This window comes from Curtobacterium sp. ABR8, from assembly GCF_057812125.1.
This window is the reverse complement of record NZ_CM173818.1, coordinates 2,753,456-2,772,509: the sequence shown is the minus strand read 5'-3', so window position 1 is coordinate 2,772,509 and position 19,054 is coordinate 2,753,456. Positions and strand designations below refer to the sequence as shown.

15 protein-coding genes and 1 pseudogene are annotated in these 19,054 nt (G+C 64.6%); 12 read left to right on the top strand and 4 right to left on the bottom strand.

From position 1 onward, the window contains the following. Window positions 1-33: 33 nt before the first annotated feature. Window positions 34-3,849, bottom strand: a complete 3,816-nt coding sequence (locus ACXKZB_RS13115) for a glycoside hydrolase family 3 C-terminal domain-containing protein (RefSeq protein WP_488823405.1) — start codon at window positions 3,847-3,849, stop codon at window positions 34-36. Between the two features lie 260 nt (window positions 3,850-4,109). On the opposite strand from ACXKZB_RS13115, the gene ACXKZB_RS13110 reads away from it, so the two are divergent. From ACXKZB_RS13110 to ACXKZB_RS13100, 3 genes and pseudogenes are all read left to right on the top strand, one after another. Then, complete coding sequence (locus ACXKZB_RS13110; RefSeq protein WP_488823404.1) at window positions 4,110-5,264, top strand: ROK family protein; 1,155 nt, start codon at window positions 4,110-4,112, stop codon at window positions 5,262-5,264. Window positions 5,265-5,341: 77 nt separating this feature from the next. Further along, window positions 5,342-5,626: pseudogene (locus tag ACXKZB_RS13105) on the top strand (alcohol dehydrogenase catalytic domain-containing protein); the annotation flags it as partial. Between the two features lie 165 nt (window positions 5,627-5,791). Further along, window positions 5,792-6,328 (top strand): NADP-dependent oxidoreductase, encoded by a 537-nt coding sequence (locus tag ACXKZB_RS13100; RefSeq protein WP_488825898.1) that lies wholly within the window; start codon window positions 5,792-5,794, stop codon window positions 6,326-6,328. A 316-nt stretch (window positions 6,329-6,644) separates the two neighbouring features. On the opposite strand, the gene ACXKZB_RS13095 is transcribed toward ACXKZB_RS13100, so the two are convergent. Beyond that, entirely contained in the window at window positions 6,645-7,586 is a 942-nt protein-coding gene (locus ACXKZB_RS13095) for a sugar-binding transcriptional regulator (protein ID WP_488823403.1), read from the bottom strand. 162 nt (window positions 7,587-7,748) lie between these two features. Between ACXKZB_RS13095 and ACXKZB_RS13090 the strand changes: the two genes are divergently transcribed. The 8 genes from ACXKZB_RS13090 to ACXKZB_RS13055 all read left to right on the top strand — a co-directional run bounded on the left by ACXKZB_RS13090 (window position 7,749) and on the right by ACXKZB_RS13055 (window position 17,407). Beyond that, entirely contained in the window at window positions 7,749-9,362 is a 1,614-nt protein-coding gene (locus tag ACXKZB_RS13090) for a sugar ABC transporter ATP-binding protein (RefSeq protein ID WP_488823402.1), read from the top strand. After that, window positions 9,359-10,345 carry an ABC transporter permease gene (locus tag ACXKZB_RS13085; protein ID WP_488823401.1) on the top strand — a complete coding sequence of 329 codons (987 nt, stop codon included), beginning with the start codon at window positions 9,359-9,361 and terminating at the stop codon, window positions 10,343-10,345. The genes ACXKZB_RS13090 and ACXKZB_RS13085 overlap by 4 nt, the downstream gene beginning before the upstream one ends. Before the next feature lie 62 nt (window positions 10,346-10,407). Next, on the top strand, window positions 10,408-11,487 hold the full coding sequence (locus ACXKZB_RS13080) for a substrate-binding domain-containing protein (protein ID WP_488823400.1): 1,080 nt from the start codon (window positions 10,408-10,410) through the stop codon (window positions 11,485-11,487). 123 nt (window positions 11,488-11,610) lie between these two features. Next, window positions 11,611-13,077 (top strand): xylulokinase, encoded by a 1,467-nt coding sequence (gene xylB, locus ACXKZB_RS13075; protein WP_488823399.1) that lies wholly within the window; start codon window positions 11,611-11,613, stop codon window positions 13,075-13,077. 740 nt (window positions 13,078-13,817) lie between these two features. Further along, complete coding sequence (locus tag ACXKZB_RS13070; RefSeq protein ID WP_488825897.1) at window positions 13,818-14,852, top strand: NAD(P)-dependent alcohol dehydrogenase; 1,035 nt, start codon at window positions 13,818-13,820, stop codon at window positions 14,850-14,852. A 61-nt stretch (window positions 14,853-14,913) separates the two neighbouring features. Next, window positions 14,914-15,675 carry an SDR family NAD(P)-dependent oxidoreductase gene (locus ACXKZB_RS13065; RefSeq protein ID WP_488823398.1) on the top strand — a complete coding sequence of 254 codons (762 nt, stop codon included), beginning with the start codon at window positions 14,914-14,916 and terminating at the stop codon, window positions 15,673-15,675. Between the two features lie 19 nt (window positions 15,676-15,694). Beyond that, window positions 15,695-16,717: a zinc-dependent alcohol dehydrogenase gene (locus ACXKZB_RS13060; protein WP_488823397.1), complete on the top strand. Its 1,023-nt coding sequence runs from the start codon at window positions 15,695-15,697 to the stop codon at window positions 16,715-16,717. 84 nt (window positions 16,718-16,801) lie between these two features. Further along, window positions 16,802-17,407, top strand: a complete 606-nt coding sequence (locus tag ACXKZB_RS13055; RefSeq protein ID WP_488823396.1) for an SIS domain-containing protein — start codon at window positions 16,802-16,804, stop codon at window positions 17,405-17,407. A gap of 27 nt (window positions 17,408-17,434) precedes the next feature. Here the strand turns inward: ACXKZB_RS13055 and ACXKZB_RS13050 are convergent, their stop codons facing one another. Beyond that, window positions 17,435-18,022, bottom strand: coding sequence for a GNAT family N-acetyltransferase (locus ACXKZB_RS13050; RefSeq protein WP_488823395.1), 588 nt, complete (start codon window positions 18,020-18,022; stop codon window positions 17,435-17,437). 230 nt (window positions 18,023-18,252) lie between these two features. Then, entirely contained in the window at window positions 18,253-18,720 is a 468-nt protein-coding gene (locus ACXKZB_RS13045) for an MmyB family transcriptional regulator (protein WP_488825895.1), read from the bottom strand. 33 nt (window positions 18,721-18,753) lie between these two features. On the opposite strand from ACXKZB_RS13045, the gene ACXKZB_RS13040 reads away from it, so the two are divergent. Further along, window positions 18,754-18,978, top strand: a complete 225-nt coding sequence (locus ACXKZB_RS13040; RefSeq protein WP_488823394.1) for a hypothetical protein — start codon at window positions 18,754-18,756, stop codon at window positions 18,976-18,978. Window positions 18,979-19,054 lie beyond the last annotated feature (76 nt).

Genomic DNA, 19,054 nt, shown 5'->3' with positions numbered 1-19,054 from the left:
CCCCTCTCCCCACCCTTCCCTTGGTGTGTGGTGCTACCTGACTGTTGCGGTCACCCCCTTTGACGAGCCGGTGTTGCCGAGCTTGTCGGTCGCGGACAGGTGAACTGCCAGCGTCCCGGCACGCACGCCTGGAACTGCGACCGACCACTTGCCGGACTTCACGGACGTGGCCACCGCGGTGGCGTTCGCCAGTGCCGAAGTTGAACTTTTCGCCTTCACGAACTTGCTGCCCGTGAAGTAGTAGTAGCTCGAGCCGCGCTTCTCCGTGACCTTCACCGTCACCCCGGCGACGCCGGAGCCGGTGTCCTTTACGGTGCCGCTCACGTGCGCCCAGGATGATGCACGTTCCTGATGTGCGGGACGCGTCACGGAAGCGACGGGTGCCGTCTTGTCGACGGTCACGGCGAGGGCTGCCGAGGCTTCATTGCCACCTGGGACGGACGTGCTTGTCGCGACAGCGACAACTGAGATGGAGTGCTTCCCTGCTGCGAGCGTGAGCGGCGTCGACAGCACGGACGGCGCGACGGTCTTGACGACCTTTCCGCCGTCTCGAACCTGGTAGGCCTTCACCGATGTTGCCGGTGTCGACGCTGACCAGGACAGGGTGACCTTGGACTTCACGAAGGTCGTCGTCGATCCGACTCGCACGGAGGGGGTCGCCTTGACATGACCCGGCGCCGTCAGCGCCACACCCTTCACCGTGAGGACCGTGGCCGTCGTTGGGACGGAACCGAGGTCGTTGGTGAAGACGGCGCGGTACTGCGAACTGTTGTCGGAGAGCTTCGACTTGAACGTGTAGGTCGCGGAGGTGGCACCGACGACGTCGTTCCATGTCGTGCCCTTGTCCGTGCTGACCTGCCACTGAACAGTCGGTGCCGGCGACCCGGTGGCGGCTGCGGAGAGCGTCACCGTTGCGCCTTCGTTCACCGTCTTCTTCGCGACTGGGTTCGTCGTGACAGACGGAGCGACGACGGTTGCGGGGACGTCGCGGGTGACCGAGGCGACCAGGTTCTCGGACGACGCGCCGAGGCTGATAGTCCGCTTACCCGAACCGATGACCCACTTTTGTCCAACGGTGTCCCAGGCGGAAACCTGCTGCAGGTCCACATGCAGCGTCTTCGTCGCTGACTTGCCAGCGGCGAGCTCGACGCGATCGAACTGCACCAGCTTCTGCGTGGACTGTTGGAAGCCAGCGGTCACGATGCCGTTCGCGTCGAACGTCGGCGTTGCCAGGTCGGGAGAAGCGCCGAGGTACACCTGGGGTGCGTCCGCGCCGTCCTTCTTGCCGGTGTTTGTGACGGAGAAGGTGACGTCGAGTCCGCCGTCCTTCGCGTTCTTGACGCTCAGGTCGGAGTACTTGAACGACGTGTATGAGAGTCCGTACCCGAAGGGGAACCGCGGCTTGTAGCCATTCGGGTTGGCCTCAGGGTCGGTGTACCAGCGGTAACCAACGTTGACGCCGTCGGTCCACTTGATCGACGGTGTGGTCTCCGATCCGGTCTGCGTTCCGGTGGTGCGCTCGAGGTTGCCGGAGAACGGGGTGGAGTCGTCGTCCTTTGGGAACGTCATCGGAAGCTTGCCTGACGGGTTCACCACGCCGTACAGCAGGTTGGAGGTTGCTTGCCCTCCCTTTTCACCCGGGTACCACATCTCGAGCACCGCATCGACGTTGTCTACCCAGGGCATCGCGACGGCGGTGCCGGAGTTCAGCACGACGACGGCTTTGTTGCCGGCGGCGTGTGCTGCGGCGCTGACGGTGTTGATGAGGTTCACCTGGGTCGCGTTGAGGTTGCGCAGTGACGCGGTGGTGGACGAGTTCGGGCCGGCACCCTCAGTGGTTCCCGGCGTGGAGTCGTCGACGAAGATGACCGTTTCGTCACTCGTCTTCGCAGCCTGGACGGCCTTGGCAGTGTTCTGCGCCAGCGGTGCCCACGCAAACCGGATGGTCGGAGTGGTCGCAGTGGACGCGGTGGGCTTGTAGGTGAAGCTCACCTTGTGCAGTCCGACCGACAGGTCGAGGCTTACGCCGAGGTTTTGCTTGCCTAGGTACTGCCCGTTAGAGGCGCGCTGACCGTCGGGGAAGGCGTTCTGCAGGATGTTGCCGCCGGGGTTCACGATCGTCTGGGCTGCGCCGTCGACGCTCAGGCTGAGTGGCTCGGGCGGGCCGTTGCGTCCGGGTTCCTGTTGTACGCCACCGTTGTATGCCGATGCGTTACCCGTGTCGACTCCGTAGGGACGCTGCAGCAGCAGCCGGTACGTGTCTGCAGTGGTCACGTTGAGGTAGCCGCTCCAGGTGTACTGGCCACCCTTGGCGAGGGTGGTCTGCTTGCCGTCGATGGTGGTGTCGACCGTGGTGGAGCCATCGGTGTTCGTGCGGGTCAGACCCGGCACGGCTGAGCCATCGTTGGTCGTCTGCAGGTTCGCGGTGGGGACGGTGTCACCGATCCAGTCGACGCCGGGTGCGGACGTGACGTTCTCGGAGCCGACCTGCGCCTTGATGGCCTTCAGTGGCGTGTAGTTCACCTGGTCGCCGAAGCCGCGGGAGCGTTCACCGCCGGGGCTTGCCGGGAGCAGGGTCGAGGTGGGGCCGACGACTGCGACGGACTTGCTCGTCGACAGCGGAAGCGCGTCGTCCTCGTTCTTCAGAAGTACGCCGCTCTCCTCAGCGAGTGAAAGCGCCACCTTGTCACCGCTGGCCTTGTCTACGGTGGTGCCGTTGTACGTCGAGGAGACGTCACCGTGCTGCTCGACGTCCGATTCCACCGAATCGGGGATCTTGCTGTTGTCGAGCAGGCCGAACCGTTCGTATTCGTAGAGCATGCGGGCGACCGCGTTGGCAGTGGCGCTTGCGTAGGCCGGTTCGAACGACGATGAGGTCAAGTCGATGAGCGGGACGAGCTTCGGCGCGGAGAGGTTGGTCGTTGCGAACTCGTTGTCCATGCCGGCGAGGATGTCCGACGTCGCCTTGCTGGCGTTGTAGTCGGAGGTGATGAAGCCCTTGAGGTTGAACTGATTCTTGACGATGTTGTTCAAGAGGTTCGAGTTCGAGCAGGCGTACTGCGGAGCGTTCTGCTCGCCGACGATCTGGAAGATCGCGTAGGAGCACATCAACGAGCTGACGCCGCCTTCTTCGATCGCGGACTGCGCCGGTGCAAGGTAGACCTCGTGCGCGGCCTGCGAGCTGATGAGCGACGGCGTCGCCTGGTTCTGTCCGTTGTAGAAGGAGACGTGCTTCACCTGGGACAGCAGCCCGGTGCTCTGGATGCCGTTGATCTCGGCCGCAGAGAACTGGGACGATACGTAGGCGTCCTCGCCGTTGGTCGTCAGGTTCCTGGACCATGACGGGTATCGGGCCATGTCGACCTGAGGGCCATAGACGAGATCCACGCCAAGCGCTTTGCCCTGTTTGCCTACTTCCTCACCGAGCAGGTTGTAGGCGTCACGGTCGAACGATGATGCCAGGCCGAGTCGCGTCGGGAAGGCCGTACCGTCTGCGTAGACGTTGATGCCGAGTGCGTCAGCATGCCGGACGGCGGGGACCCCGAGACGGGGAACACCGGCGAGGTATCCGGCTTCTCCGTGGTTGTCCGGGTCAGTGCCTTGGGCGATGACGGCAACCTCTTCCGCTGGCGTCATCTGGGACAGGAGATAGGAGACGGTCTTGGTGTAGGGGGCGTCCTGCGCCGTTGCCGGCGAGACACCGAAGCTGCTCGCGGGTGGGTCGGCTGGCGTGGCGGCGATCGCGGACGGGCCGGTCGTCGTGCCCAGCACGATGGCGAGGCCGACACCTCCCGCGCATGCGGCCAAAGCGGTCCTCGAGACCCGCTTGCCACCTCGACCCTGGTTCATTGAGTGATACACGGTTGTCCTCTCTGACAACACTTCAGGATGAGATCGTGTCGACCTTGCGTCAGCTTCGATGCGAGGTCGTCACTGCCCACCGCCGGCGCGATTCGTCTTCGAAGGCGACTCATAGGCGGTGGAGCTAGCTCAACGTAACCGCACTCTTTCTGCTCGTCAACGCGAAAAACAGCGCAGACTCAAGCAATGTTTTTGACTGCGACCACTCAAAAACAGTCAATTCGATGCGGCATCACTAGGATGATCGTGTGGCTGCCGTCAAAACTGTGTCCCCACGCGACCGCGCGCTGGAGGATGTCTACGACCGAATCCGCCTAGCTCCCGAAGGAGTGTCCCGGTCGGAGATCGCAGCCGCTTCGTCCATGTCGCGGAGCGGCGTCGCTTACCTCGTCCAGCGGTTGCTGCGTGAAGGTCGGGTCATCGAGAAGCAGTCCGATGGCCAGGGCAGAGGTTCCGGCAGCGGCCGCCCTGCGGTGCGGCTCTTCCCCGCGCCAGCAGCTGGATGGATCGCCGGCATCGATTTCGGGCACAAACACATCTACGTGGCGCTGGCGGATGCTCTCGGGAACGAGATCGCCAGCGAAAACACCCTGCAGAACGTCGACCTGAACGCGCAAGGTGCGATGGACACCGCCTGCTCGATCCTGACCACGCTGTGCCAGAAGAACGGCGTCGAAACGCTCGACGCCATCGTCGCGGGCGTGCCGGGACCCATCGACTCGCAACGAGGGGTGGTCCGATCACCGACAATCTTGTCCGGCTGGGTCGGACTGGACCCAGCCGCCGAGCTCGAGCAGCGACTCGGCCAATCCGTCACCGTCGAGAACGACGCCGTCCTCGGCGCCATCGGCGAGTACCGAGTCGGTGCTGCCTCCGGGCACGACGACGTCCTCTACGTCAAGCTCTCCGACGGTATCGGCGCGGCGATGATCCTCGACGGCCGGGTCTACAAAGGCTCGGCCGGACTCGCCGGCGAAATCGGGCACAACCGACTCGAGAACAACAACGAACTCTGCCGCTGCGGTAGCCGCGGCTGCCTCGAAGCCGTCATCTCCGTCGACAGCGTTCTCGCGCAACTCGCCCATAGCCACGAAGGCGTCGAGATCCCCGACATCGCCGACCTACCGTTCGACGACGAGGTCACCGAACGCATCTTCAGCGACGCAGGCCGAACAGTCGGACAAGCCCTCTCCACATTGTGCAACCTGATCAACCCAAGCCTGCTCGTCGTCGGCGGGAAACTCGGAACTGCAAACCAGGCGCTCCTCACTGGCATCAAGCTCGGACTCGACCAGTTTGCGCAGCCCGCCACCGCGCAGGGACTCAGCATCGTTGCAGCTCAACACGGGTGCCGTGCTGAGCTCGCCGGAGCACTGCAGTTGGCAGCAAGGCCCACCTTCTGAGTTCGATCCGAAACGAATGTGACTCAAGTCACGAAGACGCACCCACCACCGATCCCCACCAGAAAGACGAGAACGAAATGCGGCCTGTCGCCGATACCCCACTGATGAACGCAATGGGCTACGACTCACCAGGTGGCCCGGACGTTCTCCGCCCTGGAACTGTCCCCCGACCTACACCTCTTCCCACCGAGATCCTCGTGCGAGTTACCGCATCTGGACTGAACCCCGTCGACTGGCGCACTCGGGCGGGTGCGCCAACGCCAGCCGCCGCCGCGCAAGGGGATGGTTTCCATGTACTGGGCTGGGACGTGTCCGGCGTTGTCGAGCAAGTTGGCCCAGGTGTGCATCTCTTCACCCCAGGCGATGAAGTACTCGGCTTGCCGCTTTTCCCACGTCCCGCTGGCGCGGATAGCGACTTCGTCTGTGCACCGTCGCGGCACTTTGTCCGGAAGCCTGCGTCGATGAACCACGTGGAAGCTGCCGCACTCCCGCTCGCAGGGCTGACTGCTTGGCAGGCTCTCACTGACATGATCACCATCGAGCCGGGGCAGCGCGTGCTCATCCACGCGGCCGGCGGCGGAGTGGGCCACCTTGCCGTCCAAATCGCGAAGCACTTCGGTGCGTACGTCATCGGCACCGCAAGCGCAGCAAGACACGAGTGGCTGCGCTCCCTGGGCGCCGACGAACTCATTGACCACCACACCCAGTTGTTCGAGGACGAAGTCCAGAACCTCGACGTGGTCGTGGACCTAGTGGGCGGTTTCCCCCAGAACGACATTGCTCGGCGCTCGATCAACGTTCTCAAGCCCGGCGGTACGCTCGTCCGGGTGGCGCCCGGCGGCACAGACGGGCTCCTCGAAGCAGCCGGTCAACAGGGGATCGAGGTCACACCCGAGATCCTTGTTGAACCGGACTACGCCGGCCTTCTTGCCCTCACCGGTCTGGTTGAGCTTGGAGCCCTCACCGTCGAGGTACAGCAAACCTTCCCGCTCGCTGAACTCGCTGCAGCCCATCGACTTGGTGAAACTAATCGTGTCCAAGGCAAGCTCGTGATCATCCACTAGTCCGCACTCGCATGCTGGAGCCGCGGATGCGGCGTTGGTAGGGCGCCCAACCCGGATGCTTGGTGACGTTTGTGCTGTCCACGTTATTGGAGATATCACCAAGCGGGAGATCGTCGCGCTCCGGGATCAACCCCGGAGCGCAGCGGCATGCGGCGTCAGCATCGTCGACCTCCGGGATGGAGCGCTGTGTGCTGAACGCGGCAGAGGTGCAACCCAACAGCGATGTGCTTGGTCAGCTGCCGGATGTGAGTTTCGGTGCAGCCTGGACGTCGGTGATGCAGCAAAGCGGTTCAGATTGTGACGTACCTGGCTGACCTCACGGCGCGGCCTTTCCGCGTTCCAGAAGCCGCCTCGCCGTGCCGACATCAGTCACGAGGGACTTCACCATGCCGGTCGCGATCGCCGCGGCGACCGCATCGACCTTCGTAGCACCGCCGGCGACGGCGATCACCTCGGGGACGGCCCGAAGCTGCGTCGCGGTGATGGCCATCGAGCGGTCGTCGATGGAAGGGATCACCTGCCCGTGCCGGTCGAAGAGTGTCGCACCGACCTCTCCGACGACCCCTTCCCGAATGAGAGCGTCGGCGATGCCTTCCTCAGCCGCAGCGTCATACAGCTGTGATTCTGGGGGGGCCCAGCTTCCGACAGCGACCACGCCGATTGTGACGCGAGGGAAGCGGGCGTACGCGTCAGCGATGCCCCGATCGCCGCGGAGTGACCGCGCTGTTTCGGCGCTGGGCACGAAGAGGGGCGCGAAAATCGGGAACGTCCTTCCGCCTGACGCCTGTCCGACACGTCGAATGATCTCCACTCCGTGTTCGGCTACAGGGCCGGCCACGCCGCCGAGCGCCACGACGTCGCAGTACGGCAACTTCGTGAGATGGCGGGTCATCGCCTCGAGAGTGCGGCCAGCGGTGAGGCCCAGGACGTCGTCTGAGGTGACGATCTCCCGAAGGAGATCCGCAGTGACGCGACCGAGTGAATCACGTACGACCTCAGGGTCTTCACTTGGCGCCTCGACCGCGAAGGCCCGGTTGAGCCCGAAGCGTGAGCGAATCGCGGCAGAGAGTTCGAAATCGACCGCGACCGGAGTGTCGATCTCGATGCGGACGATGCCGACCTCCTGAGCCTTCTCGAGCATGCGAGCCACCTTGAAGCGGGACACGCCAAGCTCATTGGCGATCTCGACGCGGCTCTTACCTTCGCGGTAGTACCGGCTTGCAGCAAGGCTCAGCCGAACGACTTCATCTGGTCCCACGTGGAGCTCCTTCGCATCGCGGCCGTTCCCATCCTACGGCTGCGCTCATATGAGCGCCACTAGCGCACATATGATCGGGGCTGTTACCTTCGCTCCACCGTCGCTGAGAGGTGCCGGTGCGCGAGGAAGCGCCGTTGCTCCTCGCAGGAAGCGAGTGAAGTGATGAGCGAACGCATCATCGACGGGCAGCCGGCAAGTTCGGCGCCGGAGACTGTGTCCACTGAGGCGCAGCCGGTAGTCCTCGCGTGCTCCGGGATCGAGAAAGCGTTCTCCGGTATCCCCGTCCTCAAAGGCGTGTCGTTGCAGCTGCAGCCCGGCACGATCACTGCGCTTGCCGGTGAGAATGGTGCCGGCAAGTCGACCCTCATGAAGATCGCATCCGGTCAGTATCGCGCCGATTCCGGCGAGGTGCGCGTTCGCGGTGAGCTACTGCAGTCGGGTAGCACGCAGTCCGCAAACCGCCTCGGCGTTGCGATCGTGCCGCAGGAACTTGCGTCCCTGCTTGAGCTCACCGTCTACGAGAACATCTTCATCGGTCGGGAGATCGTCGGGCCCTTCGGGCTTCGCCGGAAGGCGATGATCGAGGAAGCCCGGAAGGACCTCCAGCAGTTCGGACTCGACTTCGAACCGACCAGGAAGATGGGGACGCTCCCCGTCGGTATCCGCCAGATCGTCGAGATCATCAAGGCCACGAACACCGGGGCTCGCGCGATCCTCCTCGACGAACCGTCCAGCGCCATCGCCGAACGAGAAGTGCAGCAACTCCTTGACGTGATGCGCGCTCTACGCGACAAGGGTGTCGCACTGCTGTTCACGACCCACAAGATGGAGGAAATGCGCGCGGTCGCCGACCACGTCGTCGTTCTCCGGGATGGGGGCCTTGTCCTTGATGACGCGATGAGCGCCGTCTCGGACGACGACATCGTCACTGCGATGATCGGGCGCGAACTCGAGGACCTGTTCCCCGAGCGACCCGAACACGCATCAGAAGTCGTTCTTGAAGTCACCGACCTCCACGTCGAAGGCGCGCCGGAACCCATCAGCATCACGGTTCGACGCGGTGAGATCGTCGGACTTGCCGGCCTTGTGGGCGCGGGTCGGACAGAATTGATCGAGGGAATCTTCGGTGTACGCCGCACCACCGGGGGCACCATCGTTGTCAACGGAAAGTCGTTGAAGCGCAACGACCCGTACGCCGCTATCGGCGCGAACGTCGCTTTGGTGCCCGAAGACCGTAAGCGTGCCGGCGGGGTCCTTTCGATGGACATCCTCGACAACGGCAGTCTCCCGCGTCTGAAGTCGTTCACGACGGCAGGCTGGCTTCGCCAGGGTGCCCGCCGCGCGGCTGTCCAGAAGGCGACGGGGTCCGTCCGCCTGCGAAGCCGCGGGCTCGGCCAGAGCATGGAGACCCTCTCGGGCGGCAACCAGCAGAAAGTTGTGTTCGCGCGCTGGCTCACCGGCACTGTCGACGTGCTCCTGCTCGACGAACCGACGCGCGGTGTCGATGTCGGCGCTCGGAGTGAGATCTACCGAATCATCACAGACCTCGCAGCGAAAGGCATGGCGGTGGTCATGGCGTCCAGCGACATGCCGGAGATCCTGAGCCTGTCCCATCGGGCGCTTGTTCTCCGCGAAGGCCGTATCTCCGGGGTCCTCGACGCTCCAGATCTGGCGGCCCCTGACGTCCAGGACCGCATCTTCCGCTTAGCCAGTGGGCTGAGCGCTACCCCGACGAGCAGCATCTCCACCCTCACCACGAAGGACGACGCACGATGACGACCGAAGCCCTCACTCCATCTGGCCGGCGAAGGATCGACGCGAAGCTCGTCCGGCACATTGCCATCCGCTACGCGATGGTGATCGTGTTGCTGCTCGTGATGTGCTTCTTCGCATATCGCAGCGCACGGTTCGCGACGCTCGATAACGGCATCACGATCCTCATCGCCGCGGCGCCGTTCGCTCTCATCGCCATCGGGCAGACACTCGTCATCCTCACCGGCGGCATCGACCTCTCTGTCGGAAGTGTCATCGCGCTGAGCTCGATGACCGGCGCTCTCGCAGCGAAGACCTTCCCTGATCAGATCTGGGTCGCCGTTATCGTGTCTGTCCTTGTCGGCTTAGCGGCCGGATCGATCAACGGTTTCGTCGTGTCGGTAATGAAAGTGCCACCGTTCATCGCCACACTCGGCATGTTGACGCTCGCTTCCGGTGCCGCCTACGTCGTCGGTGGCGGTGCTCCCATCAACGGTCTGCCCGCCAGCTTCGGTGCCATCGCGAACACCCGGTTCCTCGGTCTCACCATCCCGGTGATCCTCATGATCGTCGGCATCGTGGGACTCGGCATCGTCATGCGTCGTACTGCATTTGGGCTGCGCATCTACGCCGTCGGCGGGAACCCCCTTGCCGCACAGATCGCAGGCATCAAGACCGGCCGCGTGTTCTTCAGCGTCTACGCGATCAGCGGCGCCCTAGCCGGGCTCTCCGGCCTCATGCTCGCCTCCCGAGTCATTACCGGCTCGCCGACGCTTGGGCAGGGGTACGAACTCGACGCCATCGCGGCAGTAGTCATCGGCGGGGCAAGCCTCCTCGGCGGCCGCGGAACGATCTGGGGAACCGCCCTGGGCCTGCTACTCATCCAGACCCTCAATAACGGACTCGACATCCTCACCGTTCCGGCCTACTGGCAGGACGTCATCAAGGGGATCCTCATCGTCGCGGCGGTCGCCGTCGACGTCTGGGCAGCCAAACGGCGCGCCTGACACCTCGCACCACCCCCCCCCGCCGCACCAGTGGCTCCATCACCCGTACACGGAGAGCATCAATGAAGATCACCAAGGGTTTCACGCGCATCGCCAGCATCGGCATCGCACTCATCGCAGTCGGCACACTCGCCGGTTGCGGTGCAGGCGACCCGAGCGCCAACACTGACAGCAGCAGCGGTAAGAAGCCGATCACCGTCGGCATCAGTGTCTACGACATGTCTTCCTTCATCACCGAAGGAAAGGAGGGCATCGATAAGTATGCGGCCGAGAACGACATCACCGTGAAGTGGAACTCCGCCAACAACGACGTCAGCACCCAGGCGGACCAGGTGGACCAGTACGTCAACGCTGGCGTGGACGCCATCATCGTCGTCCCCGTGCAGGCAGAGACGCTCCAGCCGCAAGTCGCGGAAGCGAAAGCGGCGAACATCCCGATCCTGGACGTTAACGCGACGCTGAACAACAAGAGTGTCAGCGCCAGTGTCCAGCCGGATGACGTGGCCGCCGGGGCGCAAGAGGCGCAGATGATGATGGACAAGCTCAACGGCAAGGGCAACGTCGTGATCCTGCAGGGCCCGCTTGGCGGATCGGGTGAGATCAACCGCGGCAAAGGCATCGACCAGGTCCTGAAGAAGTACCCCGACGTGAAGGTCCTCGCCAAGGACACCGCCAACTGGAACCGCTCCGAAGCGGTCAACAAGACCAAGAACTGGATCTCCGCGTTCGGAGACGACATCGACGGTGTCATCTCCCAGAACGATGACATGGGCCTCGGCGCGCTCCAAGCGCTGAAGGAAGCGAACATGTCCAAGCCGATCGTCGGCATCGACGGTATCGAGGACGGTCTGCAGGCCGTCAAGAACGGATCCTTCATCGGAACGTCACTGCAGAACGGCACCGTGGAGCTCGCTACGGGACTTGCGGTCGCAGCACAGGTTGCTCGCGGCGAAGCGAAGACCGACGAAGCGAAAAACCCGGTCTACACAATGCCGGCGATCACGGAGGACAACGTCGACGACGCGATCGAGCACGTCGTCACAGAACGCCCGGCGTTCCTGAAGGGGCTGACGAAGCTCATCGACGGCAACCTCGAGACCGGAGACATCGCCTACGAAGGTCTGCCCGGGCAGAAGAAGTAGCCCCGGAGGGCCGGGACGTCAAACGCACTCCGTCCCGGCCCCCACCGCATCCTCGCAAATAACAAGGCATCGAATGACCGCCCAGCAGACTCGCTTGTCCACCACCTCGAACGGAGCCGACCGATGACCGCAGCGCTTGTCGCCGGCGTTGACTCATCAACGCAGTCATGCAAAGTCGAACTCCGTGACGCCGAAACCGGTGCCTTGGTCAGTAGCGGCTCCGCCCCGCATCCTCCAGTCGCCCCTCCCGTCAGTGAACAGGATCCAGCCACGTGGTGGTCAGCGTTCATCGCCGCGTTCCGGCAAGCGATGGAGCGAAGCGGTGCACCCGCGAACGCCATCCGAGCGATCTCCGTTGCTGCGCAATGCCACGGCCTGGTCGTCCTCGACGGATCTGACAGGGTTATGCGCCCCGCGAAGCTCTGGAACGACACCACATCGACTCCGGAACTACTCCAGCTGCGCGCCACACTCGGTGATCGGCGGATTGTGGAGGCCGTCGGGACACTTCCGACTGCCGCGTTCACGATCAGCAAGCTCGCGTGGGTTGCGCAACACGAACCTGCGACCTTCGCTGACGCCCGTATGTTTCTCCTGCCACACGACTACCTGACATTCCGCCTCACCGGCAACAAGGTGACGGATCGCTCGGAGGCGTCTGGCACTGGGTACTTCGATGCCGGCAAGAACGCGTACATTCCGGAGTTCCTAGACGCGATCGACGACTCACGCGATTGGTCACGGCAACTCCCAGCTGTGCTCGGCCCGAACGACAGCGCGGGGACCGTGCGATCGGAAGCACTCGACGAACTCGGACTTCGTGGCGACGTTCTGGTCGGCGCTGGCGGCGGCGATCAGCACGCTGCAGCACTGGGACTTGGCATCACCGCCGGCGATGTCGTGTACTCGTTCGGCACATCCGGGGTCGTGTCGGCGCTCAGCCGCACACCTGTGCGCGATTACGACGGCGCTGTCGATGGGGTTGCCGACATGACCGATGGCTTCATGCCCCTGTGCTCCACTCTCAATGCTGCGAAGGTCACCGACACCTTCGCGCGGATCCTGGGAGCAGACCACAACGAACTTGCCAGGCTTGCGCTCGCTGCACCGGTCGACAGGTCCGGTCCGGTGATGGCGGCGTTCCTCGACGGTGAGCGAACGCCCGATCGCCCTGCGGCCACCGGAACGATCACCGGAATCACCACATCAACGACACGCGAAGAAGTGGCTAGGTCCGCTTTCGAAGGGGTGATCCTGGGCCTTGTCCACGGCCAACGCCAGCTGGAACGCATGCAGGTGGCGTCGGACGGAGTGATCCTCGCAGTCGGCGGCGGCGCCCGATCCGCGGCATACACGCAGCTGCTCGCCGACGCCCTGCAACGACCTGTTCGCACTGCAGACGTGAATGAGGCCACAGCCCGTGGCGCCGCGGTGCAAGCAGCAGCCGTCGCTGCGTCCGCCTCGGTCGCCGACGTCCGGACCATCTGGACGCCGAGAACGCGCATAGCGGCGGAGGCTCGTCAGGTGGAACGAGACCCGGAACGCGACTACGCAGCTCTCGCGGCCCTCACCGCATTGGACCGAGGATGACGGCCGATAGTCAGATCGCGTCGGTGCCGACCGACACGGTCAGCCTCGCCCCGTGGTATGTGAACGTGCCGAACGCCCTCGCCGGTAGCCTCTACGCCGTCAATCCGTCGTTGCGCATCCGTGCAGCACAACTCCTCGACGACGCCGGAGTTGCCATCCACCTTGACGTCATCGTCGACCCGGACGGCGATCACGTCGGGGTCACGCTCGAAGACCTCGTCGCTGTTCGTGGCGCCGCACCCGACGCGCGTGTCGACGTGCACCTCATCATCCTCGAGCGCTCCGACGGGCATCCCGAACGGTCGAGCAACACCATCCGCGTTCACCGGGCACTGCAGTCAACGCTGAAGGCAGCTACGAGCATCGGAGTTGAGCGGGTCTCCGCAAGCCCTGCTCTTCTCGATATCGAACCCCTTGCTTGGCAGGCGGTCCGCGAATCCGGGGCAGAGATCTGGGCGGAAATCGTTCCCGGATCCGACCAGACCACTGTTCCTGATCACGTGGACGGCGTTCTGGTGATGTTCATTCGCCCCGGTACCGTCGATCGTGCCGCCGGAGACCGGCTCCAGGTAATCAAGGAGCTTGCGCAAAGCTTGCCGGTCGGTGCCGATGGCGGGATCACATCCGAGCTCGCACAACGCTGCGTCAGTGCCGGTGCCACCGTGGTCGTTTCCGGTCGAGCGCTCCTAAGCAGCACCATCGACAGCACACCCCACACAACCAGAACTGGAGTCCGTCCCATGAGCACCACCTTGCCTGCACACTCCCGGACAAGCGTCCTCACCGGAGCGAAGGAACTCACCATCGAGGACCGCCCCGTCCCCCAGCCAGCGGACGACGAAGTCCTCATCCAGGTCGCAGCAGTCGGTGTCTGTGGCTCCGACGTTCACTACTACCGTCACGGCCGAATCGGTGACTTCGTCGTCGACGGCCCGCTCGTCCTTGGCCACGAACTCTCCGGACGGATCGTGGCTGTCGGCGGAAGCATTGACAGCGCCCGAGTGGGCGAACGGGTGGCGATCGAACCGCAACGTCCGTGCCACCGTTGCCGGCAGTGCCTCGCTGGCCGCTACAACCTCTGCCCCAACATGGAGTTCTACGCAACACCGCCGATCGACGGCGCGTTCACCGGCTACGTCACTATCCAGGCTGAGTTCGCCCACCCCGTCCCGGACACGATTTCCGACGAGGCCGCCGCGCTCCTCGAACCGCTTTCCGTTGCCATCACCACAATGCGGAAGGCGGGCATCGTCCCCGGATCTCGCGTCCTCATCGCAGGCGCAGGCCCCATCGGCATCATCTGCGCCCAGACGGCACGCGCGTTCGGCGCCGCTGAAATTATCGTCAGCGACCTCGTCCCGGAACGCCGCGAACGAGCGCTCACCTACGGGGCAACGAGCGTCATCGATCCGGCAGCAACCGATGTTGCGACCGCTGGCCTGTCCGTCGACGCCTTCATCGATGCCAGCGGCGCGCCCCGGGCAGTCTTCGCCGGCATCAAAGCGGTCGGACCGGCCGGTCGTGCGGTGCTCGTCGGCCTCGGCAACCCCGAGATGACGCTTCCCGTGGAACACATCCAGAACCTAGAAATCATCGTCACCGGCATCTTCCGGTATACGGACACATGGCCGGCCGGCATCCATCTCGTCGCGACGGGGCAGATCGATCTTGATTCGCTCGTCACCGGTCGTTTCGACCTCGACCACGTCGCGGAAGCGCTGGAAAGCGATCTCGACCCGGACAGCCTCAAGTCCATCGTCTACCCGACCAAGTAACCATCCTCCAACCCCTGAGGTTCCGCGGCACACTGCACGGACCGTCCACGAAAGGCACCACATGACTTCCCCCTTCAGCCTCCAGGGCCGCACCGCTATCGTCACCGGCGGTAACCAGGGCCTAGGCAAAGCGTTCGCGTTTGGTCTCGCCGAAGCTGGCGCCCGGGTCGCGATCGTTGGTCGCTCCGCGGCACGCAACGAGCAGGTCGCTGCAGAGGCTGCGGCGGCGGGGCATGAGTTCGTGACCATCACCGCCGACATCACCGACGACGCGCAGGTCACCCGCATGACCGAAGAAGCCGTCACCGCGCTCGGCACCATCGATGTCCTCGTCAACAATGCTGGCACCTGCTACCACAACGAGGCGTTCGCGGTCACCGACGACGAATGGAACGACGTCTTCAACCTCAACGTCCGCGCACTGTGGAAGGCGACGACGGCAGTCGGCGCGCACATGCGTGATGCCGGTTCGGGCTCGATCGTGAACATCGGCAGCATGTCGGGCCTCATCGTGAACCGGCCGCAGTGGCAGCCGGCGTACAACGCGTCGAAGGCGGCCGTGCACCACCTGACGAAGTCGCTCGCGGTCGAGTGGGCGAAGTACGGGATCCGCGTGAACGCCGTCGCACCCGGGTACGTAAAGACCGAGATGGCCCCGGTCGACCGCGAAGACTTCAAGCGGTACTGGATCGAAGACGCACCGCAGCAGCGGTTCGCGCTGCCCGAGGAGATCGCGCCGAGCGTCGTGTTCCTCGCCAGCGATGCCGCATCGTTCATCACCGGATCAGTGCTGGTCGCTGACGGTGGGTACACCGCCGTTTAACGGCCGGGAAGGAAACACCATGACTGACATCCGCCGTATCGTCGTCCGCTCGTTCGACGACATCGCCGTCGAAACCGTACCCGCGCCCGAACCTGCCGCTGGCGAGATCCTCGTCCGCAGCACCATCGTCGGCATCTGCGGCTCCGACATTCACGCCGCTCACGGACGGCACCCGTTCATGTCGCTGCCGTTCTGGCCCGGCCATGAAGTCGTCGGAGTCGCAGAACGGGTCGGAGCCGGCGTTGACGACCACATCGTCGGCCGTCGAGTCGTCATCGAACCGAACCTCGCCTGCGGAGTCTGCGACCAGTGCAAAGCGGGCCGATACAACATCTGCGCCAAACTCGACGTCTTCGGCTGCCAGACACCCGGCGGACTCACCGACCGATTCACCATCGCCGAGGATCGCGTCATCCCGCTCCCGGACGACCTCGACGACACCTGGGCTGCGCTCATCGAACCGCTCGCCACCCCGGTACACGCCGTCCGCCGCGCAGGCGACCTCACCGGCAAACGCGTCGTCGTCATCGGCGCTGGCCCGATCGGGCTGTTCGTCACCATCGCTGCGCTCGAAGCTGGCGCGGAACGCGTCGTCGTTGCCGACCTGCTGGACAGCAAACGTTCCAGAGCTGAACGACTCGGAGCCCACGGCTCGTTCGACCCAACCGCCGACGACGCCGCCGGGCGCGCCGTCGACGAGCTGCAGGGCCGCGCGCACGTCGTTTTCGACTGCGTCTCCCGCGAATCCACCGTGCACTTGGCCATCGAAGTCCTCGACAAGGGCGGTGCGCTCATGACCATCGGCGTGCCCGCCGGGCCGACCACCATCGACCTTGACCTAGTTCAGGACCGCGAACTGAGCATCACCGGAAACCTCATGTACGTCCGGGAAGACGTTGAACACGCTATCGCCCTCCTGCGAAGGAAGCCGTTCCCCATCGACGAGATCGTGACATCCACTTTCCCGCTCGAGCAGGCAAGCGAAGCCTTCCACACCTCCGACGACCCCGAACAGGTCAAGGTGCTCGTCACGGTGAACTGAAGTCGCAGCACGCCTCACAAGTTGCACTTAGCGTGGGATGAACACCTGTTCGTCCCACGCGTGAAACGAAAGAGCAGACACGACATGCCCGACTCGGGGATGCCCCAAAGCGGACGCCAGCCTGCGACGCCGGCTCCGGAAGCGCAATGGGACGAACGGTCCGTTGCCGCTCTCCAAACGGTCGCCGAGGAACTCACTACCCGCCTCGCCGCAATATCCCGCGAACAGTGGGAGCCGCTCGTCGAGATGCTTCGGAACGCTTCCGCGAACGTGCTTGTCAGCGGCCAAGGGCGCAGCGGGCTCGTCGCACAGATGGCCGCTATGCGGTTCATGCACCTCGGCCTGCGAGCACACTTCGTCGGTGAGGCAACGTCACCGCCAGTCCGCGCGGGCGATGTGCTCGTCGTCGTGTCGGGCTCTGGAGCAACTCCGGTCAGTGTTGAGTTCGCGCGGATAGCCCACCGGGAAGGTGCCTCGGTCACAGTCATCACAAAGGACGCAGCAAGCGCGCTTGCGACGATTGCGGATGTCGCCGTCATCCTCGGGACCGGTGAGTCGGCGCAATTCGCCGGGAGCGCGTTCGAACAAGCGGCGCTGGCCCTGCTTGACGCGGTGGTGCTCGACCTTCGCGCCGACGACCGGGCAGCTGCATACGACGACATGCAGCTTCGACACACGAACCTGCAATAGGTAACCGGGCGCCGCCGTCCTAGGGGATTAAGGGGCGACCGGCCAGATGGTCTTCCGCATCACAGTCTTGCTCTTGCCGATGTGGCGCTCGAACGTGAACCCGGCCTGCTCGAACATGGCCCTGGTGCCGTTGTGCAGGAACGACGACGACGTGCGTTTGCCGGGCGTGAGCTCGTTCGGGAACGAGACGACCTCACCGCCGCCGGCCTCGGCGATCAGTGCGAGTGCACCGTCCAGCGCTTCGCGGGCGACACCGGACCGGCGGTGGTCACGGTCGACGAAGAAGCAGGTGATCCGCCACGGCGGTGGCGCGGGTTCGCCGGCGTCGTACTGCTTGCGGTGGTAGATGTTCGGCAGCTCCGCCGGGCTGCCGAACTGGCACCACGCGATCGCGTCGTCGCCGTCGAATACCAGCGCGGCGTGCGCGACCCCTTCGCCGACGAGCCGCTCCTTGAAGGTGACCCGGTCGTGCTCGCTCTTGACCGTGGCATCGGTGTCGCCGTGGAAGTAGGAGCAGTAGCACCCACCCCAGACCCCGTTGTGCTTCGCGGCGAGGGCCTTCCACGCGGGAAAGGTCTCCGGCGTGAGGGGCTTGATCACATGCGTCGTTGTCATGTTCTGTCACCAGTCCTGTCCAGTCCGTCAACGCAGCCCCGTACCCATGAGACGCCCGCAGGCGTTCACGGCGTGAGAGCCTGCGGCGATGACGCCAGCGCTATTGACCGGAAGCGTAACTCCGCGTGCCCCGAAGCGCGCGGCTCGCGCGCACAGCGGGGGTTGCGGACAGACCGAGACGCCGCGGGAGTCGGCGTTCCGGTAGCAGCCGGGACCGTGGTCAAGCGGTTTCAGCGCGCGGGTTCGCTGCTGCGGTCGGCGGGGAGGGACGCGAGGAGGCGGATCTTGTCGGCGCTGTCGCTGTCCGCGTCCGGGTAGTAGACGACCAGCAGCAGCCCGCCAACGGGGAACTTCTCCCGGTGCATCTGCATCGTTCCCACGGTCGGGTGATGGATGACGGCGGAGTTCCCGGCGAGTTGCCGTACGTCCTGGCGTGCCCAGATTGATCGGAACCGGGCACTGGCCATCGAGAGTTCCCCAACGATCTCCACCGCACGGGTGTCGGTGATGTCATCGCCGATCAGGTGCCGGAACGACGCGATCGCGTCGACGACCGCGTTCTCCCAGTCGTCCTGGAACTCGCGCTCTTCGGCATCGAGCAGTAGCGACCGGAGCCGGTTCTGGCCCGGTGCCAGACGGGGAGAGAAGATTCTCGCGATCTCGTTCGATGCGAGGACGTCGAAGTAGCGGCCTTCGATGAACGCCGGGATCTCGAGTGCGGTCAGGAGCTGGTGCCGCCGGCGGTCGCCACCGCGGGGCAGGAGAAGGTGAACCCGAACGCGTTGCCGCTGGATGCGTTCCTCGACGAGGTCCTCGGCCTGCTGACCCAGACCCCGACCCCGAACGAGATCGTCGTCGAGCGTGCACAGGCACTGCGATGGGCCGAGCGCGACGGCAACTACGCCGCAATGCTCGAGCAGCGTTCGCAGTCACTCACCACCCTCCCCGGACGCTGATCCGCCCGCAATCCACGACGCTGGGGCACGCCGGAACCGGCTGCGCCCCAGCGTCTGCCGGTTCCGCACATTGCCG